Raw genomic sequence first — 16,950 nt, forward strand, 5'->3', positions numbered from 1 at the left:
CCACCGAGCCTGCCCGCGCACCCGCCGGCGGTCATCACCGGCCGGCGGCTCGTAGGGTGTCCCGCAGGGCGGCGACCGCGGGCTTCTCGCGTAGTAGCTGGTCCCACGGCAGTTCGTCGCCGGGTTCGAGTGGATAGCTGTCGTGTTCGGCGGTGGAGCCGTAGCGATCGGTGATGCCCCAGGTGCTGAACGAGGTGCAGGTCGGCTCGGACAGGCAGGCACCGAGCACGCCGGCGAACTGGGTGGCCTGGACGTCCGGCGATTCGCCGTACACGTCGATCTCGGAGATGCGCGCGGACAGGCCGAGTTCGGCCAGGTCGGCGATGTGGGACCGGAGCTGCGCGGGGTCGATGTGGTCACCGGCTTCGTGGATGTGGCTCTGGAAGCCGACGCCGTCGACCGGCACTCCACGCTCCTTGAGGCGGGCGACCAGGGCGTACAAGGCGTCCCAGCGGGGGCCGTCGGCCTCGGCGCCGAACTCGTTGAGGTACAGCTTCGCCTCGGGGTCGGCGGCGCGGGCGGCGGTGAACGCCTTGTCGATGTACGACTCGCCCATCGCTTCCTGCCACAGGTGCTCGCGCAGACCGGGACCGCCGTCGGGCCCGTCGTCGTCCGGCGACAATGGCTCGTTGACGACGTCCCACTCCGCGACCCGGCCACGGTAGTGACCGGCGACGGTCCGGACATGGTCGGTCATGACGCGTTCCCGGTCCGCGACGGCGACCTGCTGCATCCAGCGCGGGTTGGCCTCGCCGAAGACCAGGGTGTGCCCGTGCACACGCATGCGGTTGGCAGCCGCGAAGTCGACCAGCAGGTCACCCTCCGTGAAATCGTACGTGTCCGGCCCCGGGTGCACGAACTGCGGCTTGAGGGCGTTCTCGGTGGTGAGCATCGAGAACTGGGTGGCGGCGAGGGCACGGTAGCCGTCGTCGCCGGCCAGTGGTTCGGCCGCCATCGCGGCCCCGATCGGCAGCGGGCGGCCGGCGTCCTCCGCCAGACCACGCAAGGAGTCCGATGGCGGGGCCGGCTCGCGCGCCGTCCGGGTGTCGCGGACCGCGACACCGCCGCCGTCGCGCGCCGTCGCCTCCAGCGCTGCCAGGGTCCAATCCGGCTCGCCGGGCACGGCGTCCACCCCGAACATGACGGAACCGGCGTCGAACACTCCCGGATCCGGGACGGACACGCGGGTGTCGCCGGCGGACAGCACCAGATCGCCGGCGTCACGTTCGACCGTGACGGTAACCGTGGCGGGCGCGGTGACCGGCGCGGTGCGATCCACGGCCGGTGCGGCGGAACCGCCGTCCCAGACGGCCAGGCTCAGCGCGCGTTCCGAGACCGTGATTCGCAGGCCTCGCCGCATCTGCCGCCACTCGTCGTAGACGATCGGCACCTCGCCGTACAGGTACAGCGACGCGGTCTGGCCGGCCGGACGGTGCACCGTCGCACTGACCCGAAAGTCGCCGCGAACCTGAAGCTGGGGGCCGCGCAGGTTCACCGGCGGATGGGGCTGCCCGCCCGTACCGTCCTGCAGCACGATCTGCCGTCCCAGGCCATGGATACGCACACCGCCGGACCCGGCGGTCGCGCCCGGCACGTGACTCCAGTCCCCGGCGAGCAGGTCCGCCCGGCCACCGGACCGAGCGGGACTGCACGCGGAGGCGAGCAGACACAGCACGGAGACGAACAGGGTCAGGCAGGCACGGGAGAGGTTCGGCACGGGTCCTCTTGGAATCGGCGATGAAGGGCCGCCCGACAGTACCGGCCGGCAGCGACGGAGCGCTCAGTGAGCGTTGTGCTGGTCGACCGCGCGCGCCGCCAGCACCGGCGACATGATCATGTAGAAGAGCCAGGTCAGCGGTCCCGTGACGAAACCGATCAGTACCAACGCCAACGCCACGTTCACCCAGAACAGCAGCCAGTAGCTGACCATCAGCGTCACACCCAGCCCGGCCCGGCCCGCATAGAGCGCGCCCACGCCGAACAGCCCGAACAACCCCAGGAACAGCTCCAGCATCACCGCCGCTCCGGTCGACTTCAACGGCCGCGCGGGCGGCGCGTACGCCGGATAGTACGGCTGCACCTGCTGAAACACCGGCGGAGCCGGCACCGGCACCGGCACCGGTGCGGCCGGCGGCGGACCGTAGGGCGCCAGATCGTGCTTCGTCGGGTCGGGCTCACGCCACGGGGACGCGCCGGGGGAGAGGCGCGCAGTGTCCCCGAACGGATCCTGCGGCTCCGGGTCATGACTCACACGGACAAGTGTGCACTGCCCGTCTACCCCGCATCACCGACGGCCAGGCGGGCGAGCGCGCGATTCGTCCGGTTCGCCTTGATCGCGGCGCGTTGCTGGCCGGCGGTCACGTCGATGTAGTTCTGGCTCGTGGTCAGCGTGGCGTGGCCGAGCAAACGCATGATCTCGGACGCGCTGGCACCGTCCTCGGCCAGCCGGGTCGCGAACGTGTGCCGCAGCGCGTGCAGCTGCGCACCGGCCGGGACCCGGTCGACGATCCCGGCCCGGCGGTAGCAGGACTCCACCAGATACTGCAGGCCGCCGCGGCGCAGGGGAGCGGAGAACCGGTCGACCAGCAGCGCCGACTCCCGCGACACCGTACGCGCGCCGAAACGGTGACGCCGGGACTCCAGGTAGCGCTCGATCAGCGCGTCCAGCTCCGGCTCGATCGGCACCGACCGCGGGCGCCCGCCCTTGCCGAGCACCTCCACCCGGCGCTCACCGTCCCGGCCGACGACCGAACCGACGCGCAGGTCCAGCAGCTCGGCCAGACGCAGGCCGGCACACAACGCCAGCGCCAGCACGACCAGGTCGCGCTCCGGCCACGGGTGCCGCTGCCGGCCGTCCGATGCCTCGGCGACCGCCTCCAGCAGCTTCTCCGGGGTCTCCTCGCCACGCAACGGCTTCGGCGTGGGCGTCGGCACCCGCGGCTTGTCCACCGCGGACATCGGGTTGCCCGGCACCCGCCCGTCCGCGACCAGGAACGCGAAGAAACTGTTCCACGTCGACCAGGCCCGGTACACCGACGCGGCGGCGCGGGGCGCGGCGAAGTGGGCGAACGCGGCGCGCAGCGACCGCGCGGTGACGGCCGAGATCGGCAGCGTGGCCAGGGGGAGGGGAGCGGCACCACCGGGAGTCAGGTCACCGTCGGCGAGCAGCCGGGCGATCGAGGTCAGATCACGCCGGTAGGCAGCGAGCGTGTGCGCCGACGGCTTCCGGATCGCCCGCGCCGCCAGGAACTCGTCGATCAGCACGATGAGCTTTTCGTCACTTTCACCCGTTACGTCCGGTATGTGCTGCATAAGGAATATTATGCAGCAAAAAACCTTAAAAGCCAGAAAATCCTTCAAGGATACGGCCGGACACGGTCACCACGAGCTTTGAGACCGGCGGCACGGAGGCCGGATTACGGCGGCACGCACACCGGCATCCCGCGACGGGCGCGGATGGCCGGGCCCCGCCGGGCGGGGCAGAGGACGGCCCGTGATCATCACTGCGCTCGTCCGGCTGCCGGCGTCGCCGCCTCAGTCCCGCCGCGTCCCGATGCCGCGCTCGTCCTGGAACATGAACGGTTGCCACAGTCCCGGCGCGCGTTCGTCGTAGTACGAAGACCTCCCGTCCGGCACGTGCGCTTCGCCGCGGCGCCCACCCGTCGCGCTACCGCGCCGGCGGGGCGCCGCCACCCGTACCGTTGAATGATCTTCTGGTTTTGGGTCCTCGGGGTTTCCGGCCGCTTTCGGGGAGCGCTCCGCCCGCCCAGGGCGCACTAGTTGACATAATGTGCATTATCGAACCTTAGCGGGGGAGTCGAGAAGCAACATTTGGTTGCGCGTTCCCTGCCACCCGGCTACCGTGAAGCGCAACCGAACGTTGCGAAAGGCGGCGACCATGGAACACGGCACGATCGAACGGCAGATGCACATCGAGGCGAGCCCGGAGAACGTCTTCGAGGTGCTCAGCAACCCCGCACACCTGCGGGAATGGTGGCCCGACGAGGCCGACTTCCCCGGCCGGCCCGGCGGCGACGGCTGGATCAGCTTCGGCGACCCGGCCGCCGGGGGCAAGCGTGAGCGTTTCACCGTCGTCGATGTCGTGCGCCCGCGCACGTTCTCCTTCCGGTGGAACCACGCCGACGGCGTCACGGCCGCGCCGGGCAACTCCTACCTGGTGGTGTTCGAGCTGGAGCCGGTCGACGGCGGCACGCTGCTGCGGATGACCGAGTCCGGTTTCCGGGAGCGTGGCTGGGACGCCGCGACCGTGGCAGCCGCGCACGCGGATCACGTGCGCGGCTGGGACCTGTTCCTCCCCCGCCTGCCGATCGCCGCGGCGAAACTGCCGTGACCACCGCGGTCGACGACGAGCTGTGGTCGGCGATCGGTGATCCGATCCGGCGGCGGATGCTGGATCTGCTGCTGGCCGGTGACGGTGCGGCCACCGCGACCGGGCTGGCGGAGCGGTTGCCGGTGACGCGGCAGGCGGTCGCGAAGCACCTGGTGGTGCTGGACCGGGTGGGTCTGGTGCACGGTGCGACCGCCGGCCGGGAGCGTCAGTTCCGGGTGGACGAGGTGCGGCTGGCGCGTGCGGTGGCGCAGTTGTCCGAGGTCGGTGCGGCCTGGGACCGGCGGCTGGCGCGGATCAAGCGGCTGGCCGAGTCGCTGGAGCGCTCCGACGGTTAGCGAGTGCGCGGATGTCCGCCGCCAGCGTGTCCCACAGATGTTTCGGCAGGTCGTGGCCCATGCCGGGGTAGAACCTGATCGGGGCGCGCAGGCGGCGGGCCAGGTCGAGGCCGCCGGTGGCGCGGATCATCGGGTCGTCGAGGCCGTTGATGATCTGGATGGGTACGTCGGGCAGCGCGTCGAACGGCCACGGTTCGCCGGTGCGGCCGGCGGCGATCTGGCGGCGGTCGGCGGCCTGGGAGTGCGGGCGGCGGGCGTAGCTGCGGCGGCCGATGTCGCGGGCGAACTCGTCGTCGAAACGATCGAGCGCGTGCGGTGAGGCGAGCGCGCGCATGACGGCCACGGTCATCTCGGCCTCCCCTTCGGCGCCGGGTCCGTAGCGCCGGCCGAGCAGTGGCCGGATGGCCTGGAACCGGGTGTAGCGCAGGATGCGGTGTCCGTGCATGTAGCCGCCGGTGAGCATGGTCATGCTGCGGACGCGGTCGGGTGCGCGGGCGGCGAGCAGCAGTGAGACGCCGATGCCCATGGAGCCGCCGACGAGGTGTGCGGAGGGCCAGTCGTTGGCGTCGAGGACGGCGGCGGCGTCGTCGGCGAAGGCGGTGACCGGGTACGGCGGGCGGCGGGTGGTGCGCAGGACGGTGGTGAGGTAGCCGGCCGCTTCGTGCTCGTCGAAGTGGGTGGAGAGGCCGCTGTCGCGGTGGTCGAACCGGACGACGGAGAAGCCGGTGTCGGCGAGGAGGTGGCAGAAGTCGTCCGGGATCCAGGTGGAGGGTCGTCCGTGGCCGCCGATGATCAGCAGTGGGTCGCCGGTCTCGCCGAATCGTTCGTAGGCGATGCGGACGTCGCCGTTGTGGGCGTACTGCACGGTGGTCATGGTGTTGCTCCCCTCGTTCGATACACCTGTATCGTATAGGTGGTGTCAATACACTTGTATCGGTAAGGGGGTGGTGGGCGTGCCGCGGACCGTGGATCTGGACGCCCGTCGTGCGGAGATCGCCGACGCGCTGCTGCGACTGGTCGAGAACCGTGGCCTGGCCGCCGCGACGATGCGGGAGACCGCGGCCGCCGCGGGCGTGTCGCTCGGCGCGGTGCAGCGGTGTTTCGCCACCCGGGAGGAGATGGTGCTGTTCGCGCTGAACCGGATCAACGAGCGGTTCCGGGCGCGCGTGCTGGCCGCGGTCTCCCCCGGCGACGGCCCGCGGGAGGCGGCGCGCACGCTGGTCGTCGAGATGCTGCCGTTCTCCGACCCGGGCCGGGCGGATGCCCGGGTGGCGCTGGCGTTCCTGGGCGTGGCCGCGGGTGATCCGCAGGTGGCGGCCGCGCTGCGCGCCGGGGATCGGGGCGCGCGGGAGTTCTTCGCCGGTCACCTGGCCGGGTTCGGTCATCCGCCGGTCGCGGCGACCCGGCTGCTGGCGCTGGTCGACGGTCTGCGCGCTCCCCTGCTGCTGGGTTTCCTCGCGCCCGCGGACGCGCTCGCCGCGATCGACGCGCACCTGGACGAGCTGTTCTGAGACTTGGCGGCTTCTTCGCAGGTCCGGGCGGGGGTTACCATGACCGCATGGCGACCGTCACCCCGCTGCGCTCCCCCGGCCGTGCCCGGCCGGGCCGTGGCGCGCTCGTGGTGGACGCGCTGGACGAGCTGGCCGGTCCCGAGCGCGGGGTGGTCGAGCTGCCGCACCGGATGGTGTGGCAGGCCGTCGACCAGCGGCGCTTCGACCTGGACGATCCGTGGTCGCGCGGCCGGGCGTACGAGATCGTGCTGCGTGAGGCGGTCCGGCACGAGGAGCTGCGGTCGCTGCTGAGCGCGCGGCTGCTGCGCGCGGTCTGGTCCGACCTGCACCTGCCGCGTGGTGTGCGCTCGGCGTGGCAGCTGCGTTTCCCGCAGCTGGCCTGGCCCGCCGCGGCCTGATCCCGCGCATGCGGTTGCACCCGGCGCACGCGCGCATCGCCCGGATCGCGCTGGCGGTGGCGAACCGGCACGGTTTCGCGCTCGGCGGTGGCCTGGCGCTGATCGCGCACGGTGTGGTGCACCGGCCGACCGAGGACGTGGACCTGTTCAGCGACGTGGCCGGTACGGTCCCGGCCGCGACGCGGCTGGTGGCGGCGGCGCTGCGGGCGGACGGTTTCACGGTCGCGGAGATCGAGGACGAGACCGGGTACCTGGGGTATCACCTGGCCGAGCTGGAGATCACCGATCCGGGGCGGTCCGGGATCGCGATCCGGGTCAGCCTGGGCGAGCTGCACCGGGCACGCTCCCCCGTGGTGCTGGATCTGATCGGGCCGGTGATGGACCTCGCGGACCTGCGGGCGTGGAAGGTGTCGGCGCTGGTGTCGCGGGCCGAGCCGCGGGACTACATCGACGTGGCCGCGTTCCTGGCGGACGCGGACGCGGCCACGCTGATCGGCCTGGCCCGGGCGGTCGACCCGGAGATCGAGGCGGAGGACATCGCGCGGATCCGGCCGCGGCTGGACCGGATGCCGGACCGGGAGTTCCACGCGTACGGGCTGAGCGAGGAGCAGGTGGCGCAGGTGCGGAAGCGGTTCACGGCGTGGCCGTGACGGCGCTCCCCCAGGACGCGACGATCGGCAGCAGGCGGGCGGTCGCGGAGTCCGGCTGGCAGGTGTAGACGATCAGGCGCTGCCCTGGCTCGTGCGGCGCGACCAGGATCTCGATGTCGAAGTGCAGGTCGCCGGCGACCGGGTGGCGGATGTGCTTGGCGGCGGGGGCGTAGTCGCGCACGCCGTGGTCGTCCCACCAGCCGGCGATCATCGGGTCGGTGCGGCGCAGCCCGTCGATGAGCTCGTGCAGGAACCGGTCCTGCGGGTGGCGGCTGGACTCGCGGCGCAGTGCCGCGACCGTGCCCTGGGCGAACTGCTCCCAGTTGATGATGCGGTCGCGGGCGCCTGGGTCCTGCAGCAGGTAGCGGATGAGCGAGGTGCCGATCTCCATCGGGTGGCCGAGGACCGCGGGGAGCAGGCCGGTCCGGCCGAGGACCAGCCCGTTCCAGCCGAGGATGAGCGCGGGCAGGTGGTCCAGCGCGGTCAGCATCCGCAGCAGTCCGGGGTCCGCGCGTTCCGGCCGGCCGCGGGCGGGCGCGCGCCGGGCGGCGGCCGGTGCGGCCAGGTCGTGCAGGTGGCCGCGCTCGACGTCGTCGAGGCGCAGCGCGCGGGCGAGCGCGTCCAGCACCTCGCGGGAGATGTTGGCCTGCCGGCCCTGCTCGACGCGGCTGTAGTAGTCCGGGCTGAGCCCGGCGGCGATCGCCAGTTCCTCACGGCGCAGGCCGGGCACGCGGCGGGGCCCGGGAAACGCGGTGATGCCGGCCTGCGCGGGGGTGAGCTGACTGCGGCGGGCGCGCAGGAACGCGCCGAGCTCCGCTCGACTTCGGGACACCCGTCGAGGGTACGGCCGGCGTGCGCGGCCTGGGTGGTCCTGCCGTGCCCAGGTTGACCGTGATCTGGTGCGCCTCGGCCCGGTGGCCGTTTGCTGGTCGGCATGAACACCACCTCCACTGCCATCGTGACCGGTTCCACCAGCGGCATCGGCGCCGCGATCGCCCGTAGCCTGGCCGCGGCCGGCACCCGCGTCGTCGTCAGCGGCCGGGACGCCACCCGCGGCGCGAAGGTCGCCGCCGACATCGGGGGCGAGTTCGTGCCGGTCGACCTGGCCGGCCCGTACCAGGGCATCCGGGCTTTCGCCGCGGCCGCGGCCGGCCGGCTCGGCGGCCGGGTCGACATCCTGGTCAACAACGCCGGCATCTACCCGGCCGTGCCGACGGCCGCGCTGCCCGACGACGCGCTGGACGCGATGCTGGCCACGAACATCCGCGCCCCGCACGTGCTGGTCGCCGCGCTGGCCCCGGCGATGGCCGCGCGCGGGTCCGGCGTGATCGTCAACATCGGTTCGTGGATGGCGCACGTGGGCGTGCCGTTCGGTGCGATGTACACGGCGTCGAAGGCCGCGCTGGAGCAGATGACGCGCACGTGGTCGGCGGAGTTCGGCCCGTCCGGGGTGCGGGTGGTGACGGTCGCGCCGGGCATCACGCTGACCGAGGGCAACGCCGCCCACCGCGAGGTCATCGACCACCAGACTGCGGGCACCCCGGCCGGCACGCACGTGCACCCGGCCGACATCGCCGCCGCGGTCCGCTTCGTCACCTCCCCGGAGGCCGCCATGATCCAGGGCTCCGTCCTGTCCGTCGACGGCGGCCTGCTGGGGGCACGTCTGCGCTGAGCCGGGTACGGGGGCGCACCGATCGGTGCGCCCCCGTACGTACCCGCGCGTTCGTGCTCTTTCCGGCGGGCTGGCTGCCGGCGGCCGGGTGGGAAGGACTAGCCTGCGGGTATGTCTGTTTCGCGGGTGGTGCGGGTCGGGACGCGGAACTCGCCGATGGCGCTGGCGCAGGTGGAGCGGGTCAAGGCGCGGCTGGCCGAGGCCCATCCGGACGTCACGGTCGAGGTCGTGTCCATGACCACCAGCGGTGACCGGTGGCAGGGCAGCCTGGCCGCGCTCGGCGGCAAGGGCGCGTTCACCAAGGAGGTCGACGCCGCGCTGCTGGACGGGCGGGTCGATCTCGCGGTCCACTGTGTGAAGGACGTGCCCGGTGACCGGCCGGCGCCGGCCGGGACGGTGATGGCCGCGTTCATGGCCCGCGACGACGTGCGCGACTGCCTGGTCCACCCGGGTGGCCTGTCGATCGGCGAGCTGCCGGCCGGGACCCGGGTCGGCACGTCCGCGGTGCGGCGGGTGGCGCAGATGGCGCTGCACTGGCCGCATCTGACGCCGGTCCCGATCCGTGGCAACGCGAACTCGCGGCTGGCCAAGTTGGACGCCGGTGAGTACGACGCACTGCTGCTGGCCGTGTCCGGCCTGGAGCGCATCGGCCTGCCGGAGCGAATCACGCACCCGATCGGCACGGACACGATCGTGCCCGCGGTCGGCGCCGGCACGCTGGTCATCCAGGTTCGGCAGGACGACACCGCGCTGCGCGACCTGGTCGCCTGCCTGGACGATCCGCGCGCGGTCCGGGAGACCACGGCCGAGCGCACGATGCTGCACATCCTGCAGGGCAACTGTCACAGCCCGATCGGCGCGCTGGCCCGCACCGAGCCGGACGGCCGGCTGAGCCTGCGCGCCCGCGTGATCAGCCTGGACGGCAAGACCGTCCTCGACGTGCAGGAGTGGGCCACCGACCCGATCACGCTCGGCACCTCCGTCGCCGCCGCGCTGCTGCGTCAGGGCGCCCGGGACGTGCTGGGTCTGTAGCCCGCGGCTGTTCCCGCAACAGGTGTCATGAGGTCCGCGCTGCTTCTCCGTAACGTCGCTGCCGGTCAACGGCATCGACGTCGGCGACATCGTCGCCGGAACGTGAGGAGAGCGCATGCGTGTGTCACGACGGCTCGGGACCCTGGCCGCTTCGGCGGCGGTCGCGGCCACGCTCATCGTCGATCGCGTGCACCGGGTGGTACTGATCTGAACCGGGCCGGCCGGCGTCCCCGTGTGACGGGCGCCAGCCGGCCGTGTCGTGTCCGGAAACCGTTGTGCCGTAGGGCAATGGTGAAAGTGTCGGTGGGGCCTGGTAAGAATGCGGCCATTGGACGTGTGTACGGAAGAGGAGTCTGATGGCTGCCGCAGGAGCCGCGATACGCGGACTGACGCCGGATGAGTTGCACCAGATCAAGCAGACCCTGGCGGGCGGCCGGAAGCCGAAGGTGATGTTCACCGAGTCCGCCGGCCAGATCGCGGGTCAGATCGGGCAGGTGATCGAGCTGCAGGACCCGGAGACGTCGGAGGAGTTCGTCGTGGTCCGGTTCGGCCGTGACGAGCTGCCGTTCTCCCCCGCCGATCTGACCATCCCGCCGAAGGGCGCGACCGGTCGCAGGACCACCGAGCCGGAGCCGGAGCCGGAGGCGGCACCGCCGGCGCCGGAGCCGGAGTTCATGGTGGTCCGGGAGCGGCCGGTGCCGGAGAAGAAGACCCCGACGACGATCGAGGAGCAGAGCACAGTGACGGAGACGCCGGAGGCGCCGAAACCGCCGGTGAAGAAGGCGGCGGCGAAGGCGGTCAAGCCGAAGGGCCCGGCCGGCCTGACCGTGACGCTGGCCTACGACAACGGCGAGTGGACGGTCGCGGCGCAGCAGGGCACCAAGGCCCTGGCGAAGCCGTACGTGGTGAAGCCCGCCGAGGCGCTGAAGATCGTGGCACTGGTGGACGTGCCCGGTGTGCACGAGGCGGTCGAGGCGATTCTGTCGTCGGAGCGCGCCGAGGCTGAGCAGCAGGCGGAGAAGTTGCGCGCCGAGCTGGCCGAGGTCGAGGCACGCCTGGCCGAGTTACGGGACGTGTAACGGGCGCACGGCCGGTCACCGCATCTCGATGCGGTGACCGGTGATCCGGCGGGCGGTGTCCGAGGTCAGCCACGCGATGACCTCGGCGACCTCGGCCGGCCGGGCCAGGCCGAGCCAGTGCGGGTCGGCGTCGACGGCCTCGGCGACGGCCGGGGTGATCCAGCCGGTGTCGGTGACCGGTGGGTGCACCATGTTCGCGGTGATGCCGAGCTGCGCGAGTTCGGTCGCGGCCGTCATCGTGTAGTTCTCGTGCGCCGCCTTCGCCGCGCCGTAGGACGCCTCGCCCGGGAACCCCTTCGGCGAGCCGGAGGTCAGGCCCACGATCCGTCCCCAGCGGGCGCCGCGCGCGACGTGCCGGCGGGCGAACTCGGCGATCAGCAGCGCCGGTGCGCGGGTGTCCACGGCGAACTGGTGGTCGAACCCGGCCGCGGTCACCGGTGTCAGTGGCCGGCCGAACGTGTCGGTGCCGTCGGCGGAGAACGTGTCCGCGAGCCAGCCGCTGGCGTTGTTGACGAGGATGTCGACCGGCCCGAACGCGTCCTCGGCCGCGTCGAACAGCCGTCCGGCCACGTCCGCGTCGGTCAGGTCCGCCTCCACCGCGGCCGCGGTCCCACCGGCCGCGCGGATCCGGTTCAGCACCGGTTCGCAGGTCAGGGCGCGGTCCGCGGCGTAGGCCGGTGGCATGGTCGGGTCCGGGCGGTGCGCGGACGGCGGCATCGGCAGCGCGGTGAGCAGCACCGCGTCGCCGCGGGCCGCGAGCGCTTCCGCGACGGCCGCGCCGATGCCCTGGTTGGCGCCGGTGACGAGGGCGACGTGGGTCATAGTGCAACCTCCCGGTCCAGCCCGATCGCGCGGGCGAAATATGCGTCGTGGGTAACGACGATCAGCGTGCCGTGGTATGCGCGGAGCGCCTCCTCGACCACGTCGAGCGCGTCGAAGTCCAGGTAGTTCGTCGGCTCGTCCAGCAGCAGCACCCGCGCGGTCGAGTTGACCATGATGGCCAGCAGCAGCCGGCGCAGCTCCCCGGCGGACAGCGTGGCCAGCGGCGCGTCCCACGTCTCCGGGCCGAACAGGTGCGCGTCCAGCAGCGCCTCCGCGTCGTCGGCGTAGACCGGCACGTGCGCCCGGAAGTGCTCCAGCACGGTCGTCCTCGTGCGCAGCGTGTCGTGCGTCTGCGGCAGCAGCGACGCCGGCCCGCCGGTGACCTCGCCCGCGTCCGGTGCCAGCTGCCCGGCCAGCACCCGCAGCAGCGTGGTCTTCCCGGACCCGTTCGGCCCGGTGATGCGCACCCGGTCGCCACCCGCAACCTCCAGGTCTAGATCGCGCAGCAGGGTACGTACGGAGATCCCGTGCGCGGACAGGCCGACGGCCTCGGTGTCCGGGAACGCGAGGGTCAGCGGCGGGCGGGTCTGCGGCTGCGCGATCCACCGTGCCGATTCCATCTGCCGGCGCAGCCGCCGCTCGCGGGCCTTGGCCTTCTTCGCGACCTTCTTCGCGTACCGTCGAAGCTGATCTGTCCCCAGGCCCTTGCGCATGGTGGTCTCGACGCCGAGCGCGTGCTGCCGGGTGCGCGCGATGTCGTCCTCCCAGCGGCGCAGGTCCTTCTGCTGTGCCTCGTAGTCCAGCAGCAGCGCCTGCCAGCGGCGTGTCTTCTCCGCCCGGTACGCGGTGTAGCCCCCCTCGTACCGTTGCGGCGCGGTGTGGATGCCGTCGAGCTCGACGACGCGGGTCACGGTACGGTCCAGGAACGCCCGGTCGTGGCTGACGACGAGCAGCCCGCCGGGGAACGCGGCCAGCCACCGGCCCAGCCAGTCGATACCGTCCGCGTCCAGGTGGTTGGTCGGCTCGTCCAGGATCAGGATCTGCTCACCGGTCTCCGGCGTGGCCAGCAGCACCCGGGCCAGCGTCAGCCGGGCCTGCTCACCGCCGGAGATCCGCCACAGCGGCGTGTCGTCGGCCAGGTGCGCGACGTCGAGGCGCTGCCGGACCTCGGCGAGCCGGTTGCCGGCCTCCCAGCCGCGCAGATCGGTCCACCGCTCCTGGACCCGGCCGTACTCGTCGAGCACCTGCGGTCCCGGCGCCGTGGCCAGCGCGTGCTCCAGCGTGCGCATACGGGCCGCGACGCGGTGCACCTCACCGAGCCCGCCCGCGAGGTAGTCACCGACGGTCTGCTCCGGGTCCGGGATCTGCTGCGCGAAGTACCCGATCGTGGTGCCGGGCGACAGCGTGACGTGCCCGGTGTCCGGCGTCAGCCGGCCGGTCAGCACCCGCAGCAGCGTGGACTTGCCGGCACCGTTCGGCCCGACCAGGCCGACCCGGTCACCGGGGCCGAGCGTGAGGTCGACGTCCGTGAACAGCGGCTCGGCGGCGAACGAGACGGACAGCGAGACGGCTTTCAACATGAGACACCCCAGCGGTACGCGTGGCGATCACGCCGCGGCAGCCCTTGCGCTGCTGGCGGCACGGCACGAACCCGTCGGGAATCACATGTTCCGCGCTCACCCTCCTCCGGTCGGTTCGTCACCCACCCTGCCCGGGCGCCGGGCCCGGCGCAACCGGTTTTCGTCAGGGGTGGTTGCTAGCGTGACCGGCATGTTCGATCACGTGGGGATCCAGGTCGCGGACGTCGAGAAGTCGCTGGCGTTCTATCTCGGGGTGTTCGCCCCGATCGGCATGCGGGAGGAGAAACGGTTCCCGGTGCCACCGTCGATCGTGGCCGGTCTCGGCCTCGGCGGCGAGCCCGGATTCTGGCTCAGCCCGTCCGGCGGCCCGGAGACCCGCGAGCTGCACATCGCGTTCCCGGCCCCGGACCGCGCCGCCGTCGACGCGGTCCACAACGCGGCAGTCGCCGCCGGCGCCCAAGTGCTGCACCCACCGCGGATCTGGCCGGAGTACCACCCCGGCTACTACGCCGTCTTCCTCCGCGACCCGGACGGCCACAACGTCGAGGCGGTCCACCACACCTCCTAGAGGACGATCCACTCCAGGCGGTCACCCGTGAGGACCGGGCGGTAGCGGCCGGCGAACGGCTGGCCCGTCTCCAATGAGGTGGCGACCTGTTCCAACAGCTCGGCCACGGAGGCCGGCCAGCCGCTGAAGAGCACTCCGTCCTCGTTGTAGAACTCGGCGACACGGCCGGTTACGGCCGGTTTGCGCTGGTCGGCGAGGAGATAGCCGCCGTCGCCGGCGCTGGCGAACGGGATGTACTCGTTGTCCCACCACGAGGTGTCGCCCGGCGTGTGGTGCCGGGCGACGATGTCGCACAGCGACTGCCACGCGTCGACCGTCTCGGCCACGGCCATCGGCGGGTGCATGAACGGCAGCGGGAAACCGGCCACGCCGTCGGCGGTGCCGTTGTGCCGCAGCAACGACGCGACCAGATCCGGCGGGAACGGCACCGACATCCGCCGCTGCGCCGCGTCGATCTCGGCGACGCCGGCGCCCGGTCGCAGCGACGCGTGGCTCTCCGGCGCCTTCGCGGCCAGCCACGTCTCGATCCGCTCCCAGGCGGCGTCGACCCGGTCGGTCACCCGCGGGCTCGGCCGGGTCGGCGGGCCCTGCAGCTGGTCCACCGGGCAGACCTGCGTCACCGGCACACCGGTCAGCGACGGCGCCGGCACCGGCGGGGTGTCCCGCCACCGCGGCGTGGCGGGGGCCGCGGCGGACATCCCGGCGGTCACCTCCGGCCGCGCCGGCCGGTCGCAGAACGCCAGCCCGACCGCGGCCACCGACATCGTCACGAACAACGCGACCAGCGCCAGCGCCACCCGGACCCCGCTGGTCACCGGCACCGGTGAGGCCGCCGGTGCCGGTGAGGCCGCCGGTGCCGGTGCCGCGGGCCGGCCGCCGGAGGCGTGCAGGATCGGGTCGAGGAAACCGCGCGCGGTCTGCGGTTCCGGCACACCGGCCCCGGCCGGAATCCGCCCGGCCGGTGCCACCGGCAGCCGATCCGCCAGCTCCTTCGCCGCCGGCGACCGGCCGGAGGCCGCAGCGGGCGGTGTTACGGGGTGACTGTCGCCCGGCGCCGCGTCGGTCCGGGCACCGAGATCCGCGTCCCCGGGGGTGACCGGCGGGCCGGCCGTGCCCGCCGTGGATTCCTCGGCCGCCGGGGAGCCGCCGGGCACGGCGCGCACGCCGCCCGCCGGATCCGGACGCTCGCCGGCCGCCGCGCCCGGACGCGACCCGGCCCGCGCGTCACCCGGCGGTGGACCGCCGACCGTGACGACCGCGCCCGCCAGGCCACGGCCGGTCAGCGCGCTCAGCGCCAGCGTGGTGTGGTTGGCCGCGTCCGGCCCGTCGCCGGTGACCAGCACGACCGGCGCACCCAGCCGCGCCGCCAGGTCCGTCATGGTCCAGCCGGCCCGGCCGACCGGCACGAGCAGGCCCGGCACCCCCGCGACCAGCACCAGCCCGTGCGTCCGCGCCAGCGCCGCGACCAGGTCGCGCACGTCGGTCAGCGCGAGCGGATCCGCGTCCGTGTCGCGCAGTTCGGCCCACGCGGCCACGCTCCCGCGCACCCGGTCGCCGGAGCCGCCGATCGCGACGGCCGCGACCCGCACCGACGCGGCGGCCGCCAGCGCCGCGACCGCGGCCGCCCAGTCCACCTCCGCGGACGTGGGCACCACGACCCACGCCCCGCCGTCCGGCCATTGCTCGCCCACCCGACGCCCCCGTCAGCGTGCCCCGTCACGAAACACGTCGATGGTAGTCGACCACTTAGGACGGCAGCCCCGGGTGCCGCAGGATCCAGGCGTCCACGCCGTTCGCGACCAGCTGGGTCTCGACCGCCCAGCCGCTGCGCCGGTACATGGCCACGTTCGCGGCGGTCGCGGTCTCCAGGTAGGCGGGCACACCGTCCGCGGCCGCGCGCCGCAGGCCGGCCTCCATCACGGTCCGCCCGAGCCGCCGCCCCGCGTGCGCCGGGTCGCAGGCGAGCACGCCCAGGTACCAGTGCGGTCCGGCCGGCAGGTGCGGGTGGATCACCGCGTCGTACGCGTCGACCCGGGCCGCCGCCTCCGCGGGCAGGTACGACGCGGCGGGCGGCCACGCCGCGCCGGGACCGGGCGGGTCCCACATCGCGATCGCGGCCCCTCCGTCGGCCAGCCACACCGTCCCGGACGCCACCCGCCGGTCGAACAGATGCCCGGCGAAGACCGGTGCCAGCGCCGCGTACGACTCACCCGGAAAAAGGTGCCGCAACACCGGATCGGCCGCGAACGCCGCCACGAACGTGCCCACGACCCGCTCCCGGTCGCGCGGCACGGCCTGACTGATCACCGCTGTAGTCACCGCACGACGATACGCTGCCGGGCATGGCGACCGACCCGGCACGGCTCCCCCGCACCGAGACCGCGATCCACGATGCCGACTGGGCGCTGGATGACCTGTCGGGGCAGGTGCATGAGCGGGTGGCGTTCAGCGGGGTGGATCTGACGGAGGCGACGAGCACCGGGGCGAGTTTCACGGAGTGCGTGTTCACGCGGTGCCGGTTCAACGCGGGTGCGCACGTCCGTACCGCGCTGGTGAACTGTGTGTTCGTGGGGTGTTCGTTCTTCGAGGTACGGCTGGATGACTGCAAGCTGGTCGGGAGCGTATTCGAGGACTGCACGTTCGGGTTGTTCGCGGTGACCGGCGGCGACTGGTCGTTCGTGTCGCTGGCCCGGGCGCAGCTGCAGAAGGCCACGATCACGGGGGTACGGATGCGCGAGGCCGACCTGTCCGGTGCGAAGGCGGCGCGGGCCACGTTCCGTGACGTCGACCTGTCCGGTGCGTCGTTCCGGGGCGCCGACCTCAGCGGGGCCGATCTGCGCGGCAGCGACCTGACCGGCCTGGACCCGGTGACCGCCACGCTGAAGGGCGCCGTGATCGACACCGCCGGGGCGGTGCAGATCGCCGGCGCCCTCGGGCTCGACGTGCGCTGAC

Annotated in this window: 19 protein-coding genes; 10 read left to right on the forward strand and 9 right to left on the reverse strand. The window is 73.0% G+C overall.

Translation table 11 applies throughout. The features are described 5' to 3' along the window. Positions 1-34 precede the first annotated feature (34 nt). The 3 genes from J2S42_RS01600 to J2S42_RS01610 all read right to left on the reverse strand — a co-directional run bounded on the left by J2S42_RS01600 (position 35) and on the right by J2S42_RS01610 (position 3,312). Positions 35-1,717: an endo-1,4-beta-xylanase gene (locus J2S42_RS01600; RefSeq protein WP_307234450.1), complete on the reverse strand. Its 1,683-nt coding sequence runs from the start codon at positions 1,715-1,717 to the stop codon at positions 35-37. A gap of 63 nt (positions 1,718-1,780) precedes the next feature. Then, complete coding sequence (locus tag J2S42_RS01605; protein ID WP_307234452.1) at positions 1,781-2,251, reverse strand: hypothetical protein; 471 nt, start codon at positions 2,249-2,251, stop codon at positions 1,781-1,783. Positions 2,252-2,274: 23 nt separating this feature from the next. Continuing rightward, complete coding sequence (locus tag J2S42_RS01610) at positions 2,275-3,312, reverse strand: tyrosine-type recombinase/integrase (RefSeq protein ID WP_307234454.1); 1,038 nt, start codon at positions 3,310-3,312, stop codon at positions 2,275-2,277. 586 nt (positions 3,313-3,898) lie between these two features. Between J2S42_RS01610 and J2S42_RS01615 the strand changes: the two genes are divergently transcribed. Both J2S42_RS01615 and J2S42_RS01620 read left to right on the forward strand, forming a co-directional pair. Next, positions 3,899-4,351, forward strand: coding sequence for an SRPBCC domain-containing protein (locus tag J2S42_RS01615; protein ID WP_307234457.1), 453 nt, complete (start codon positions 3,899-3,901; stop codon positions 4,349-4,351). Next, on the forward strand, positions 4,348-4,686 hold the full coding sequence (locus J2S42_RS01620) for an ArsR/SmtB family transcription factor (protein WP_307234458.1): 339 nt from the start codon (positions 4,348-4,350) through the stop codon (positions 4,684-4,686). The genes J2S42_RS01615 and J2S42_RS01620 overlap by 4 nt, the downstream gene beginning before the upstream one ends. On the opposite strand, the gene J2S42_RS01625 is transcribed toward J2S42_RS01620, so the two are convergent. Further along, positions 4,646-5,560: an alpha/beta fold hydrolase gene (locus tag J2S42_RS01625; protein ID WP_307234460.1), complete on the reverse strand. Its 915-nt coding sequence runs from the start codon at positions 5,558-5,560 to the stop codon at positions 4,646-4,648. The genes J2S42_RS01620 and J2S42_RS01625 overlap by 41 nt on opposite strands. Before the next feature lie 79 nt (positions 5,561-5,639). Between J2S42_RS01625 and J2S42_RS01630 the strand changes: the two genes are divergently transcribed. The 3 genes from J2S42_RS01630 to J2S42_RS01640 are packed head-to-tail and all read left to right on the forward strand — an operon-like array spanning position 5,640 to position 7,245. Further along, entirely contained in the window at positions 5,640-6,197 is a 558-nt protein-coding gene (locus J2S42_RS01630) for a TetR/AcrR family transcriptional regulator (RefSeq protein WP_307234462.1), read from the forward strand. 47 nt (positions 6,198-6,244) lie between these two features. Continuing rightward, a complete protein-coding gene (locus J2S42_RS01635; protein WP_307234464.1) occupies positions 6,245-6,595 on the forward strand; it encodes a hypothetical protein in 351 nt (116 codons plus the stop codon). An 8-nt stretch (positions 6,596-6,603) separates the two neighbouring features. Next, positions 6,604-7,245, forward strand: a complete 642-nt coding sequence (locus tag J2S42_RS01640; RefSeq protein ID WP_307234466.1) for a nucleotidyl transferase AbiEii/AbiGii toxin family protein — start codon at positions 6,604-6,606, stop codon at positions 7,243-7,245. On the opposite strand, the gene J2S42_RS01645 is transcribed toward J2S42_RS01640, so the two are convergent. Continuing rightward, positions 7,229-8,077 carry a helix-turn-helix transcriptional regulator gene (locus J2S42_RS01645; protein ID WP_307234467.1) on the reverse strand — a complete coding sequence of 283 codons (849 nt, stop codon included), beginning with the start codon at positions 8,075-8,077 and terminating at the stop codon, positions 7,229-7,231. The genes J2S42_RS01640 and J2S42_RS01645 overlap by 17 nt on opposite strands. A gap of 102 nt (positions 8,078-8,179) precedes the next feature. Here J2S42_RS01645 and J2S42_RS01650 point away from each other — a divergent pair, with 102 nt between their 5' ends. From J2S42_RS01650 to J2S42_RS01660, 3 genes are all read left to right on the forward strand, one after another. Further along, positions 8,180-8,917, forward strand: a complete 738-nt coding sequence (locus J2S42_RS01650) for an SDR family NAD(P)-dependent oxidoreductase (RefSeq protein WP_307234469.1) — start codon at positions 8,180-8,182, stop codon at positions 8,915-8,917. A 111-nt stretch (positions 8,918-9,028) separates the two neighbouring features. After that, positions 9,029-9,949: a hydroxymethylbilane synthase gene (hemC, locus tag J2S42_RS01655; RefSeq protein ID WP_307234471.1), complete on the forward strand. Its 921-nt coding sequence runs from the start codon at positions 9,029-9,031 to the stop codon at positions 9,947-9,949. A 356-nt stretch (positions 9,950-10,305) separates the two neighbouring features. Then, positions 10,306-11,028 carry a hypothetical protein gene (locus J2S42_RS01660; RefSeq protein ID WP_307234473.1) on the forward strand — a complete coding sequence of 241 codons (723 nt, stop codon included), beginning with the start codon at positions 10,306-10,308 and terminating at the stop codon, positions 11,026-11,028. 15 nt (positions 11,029-11,043) lie between these two features. Here J2S42_RS01660 and J2S42_RS01665 read toward each other — a convergent pair whose 3' ends face one another. Then, complete coding sequence (locus tag J2S42_RS01665) at positions 11,044-11,850, reverse strand: SDR family NAD(P)-dependent oxidoreductase (RefSeq protein WP_307234475.1); 807 nt, start codon at positions 11,848-11,850, stop codon at positions 11,044-11,046. Continuing rightward, complete coding sequence (locus J2S42_RS01670) at positions 11,847-13,430, reverse strand: ABC-F family ATP-binding cassette domain-containing protein (protein ID WP_307234477.1); 1,584 nt, start codon at positions 13,428-13,430, stop codon at positions 11,847-11,849. The genes J2S42_RS01665 and J2S42_RS01670 overlap by 4 nt, the downstream gene beginning before the upstream one ends. A 190-nt stretch (positions 13,431-13,620) precedes the next feature. On the opposite strand from J2S42_RS01670, the gene J2S42_RS01675 reads away from it, so the two are divergent. Beyond that, complete coding sequence (locus tag J2S42_RS01675) at positions 13,621-13,998, forward strand: VOC family protein (RefSeq protein ID WP_307234479.1); 378 nt, start codon at positions 13,621-13,623, stop codon at positions 13,996-13,998. Here J2S42_RS01675 and J2S42_RS01680 read toward each other — a convergent pair. Next, a complete protein-coding gene (locus J2S42_RS01680; protein ID WP_307234481.1) occupies positions 13,995-15,689 on the reverse strand; it encodes an AAA family ATPase in 1,695 nt (564 codons plus the stop codon). The two genes, J2S42_RS01675 and J2S42_RS01680, sit on opposite strands and share 4 nt — an antisense overlap. A 55-nt stretch (positions 15,690-15,744) precedes the next feature. Beyond that, a complete protein-coding gene (locus tag J2S42_RS01685; RefSeq protein WP_307234483.1) occupies positions 15,745-16,317 on the reverse strand; it encodes a GNAT family N-acetyltransferase in 573 nt (190 codons plus the stop codon). A 23-nt stretch (positions 16,318-16,340) separates the two neighbouring features. On the opposite strand from J2S42_RS01685, the gene J2S42_RS01690 reads away from it, so the two are divergent. Beyond that, entirely contained in the window at positions 16,341-16,949 is a 609-nt protein-coding gene (locus J2S42_RS01690; protein WP_307234485.1) for a pentapeptide repeat-containing protein, read from the forward strand. The last annotated feature ends 1 nt before the right edge of the window (position 16,950 follow it).

It is taken from the genome of Catenuloplanes indicus (assembly GCF_030813715.1).
Lineage (GTDB): Bacteria > Actinomycetota > Actinomycetes > Mycobacteriales > Micromonosporaceae > Catenuloplanes > Catenuloplanes indicus.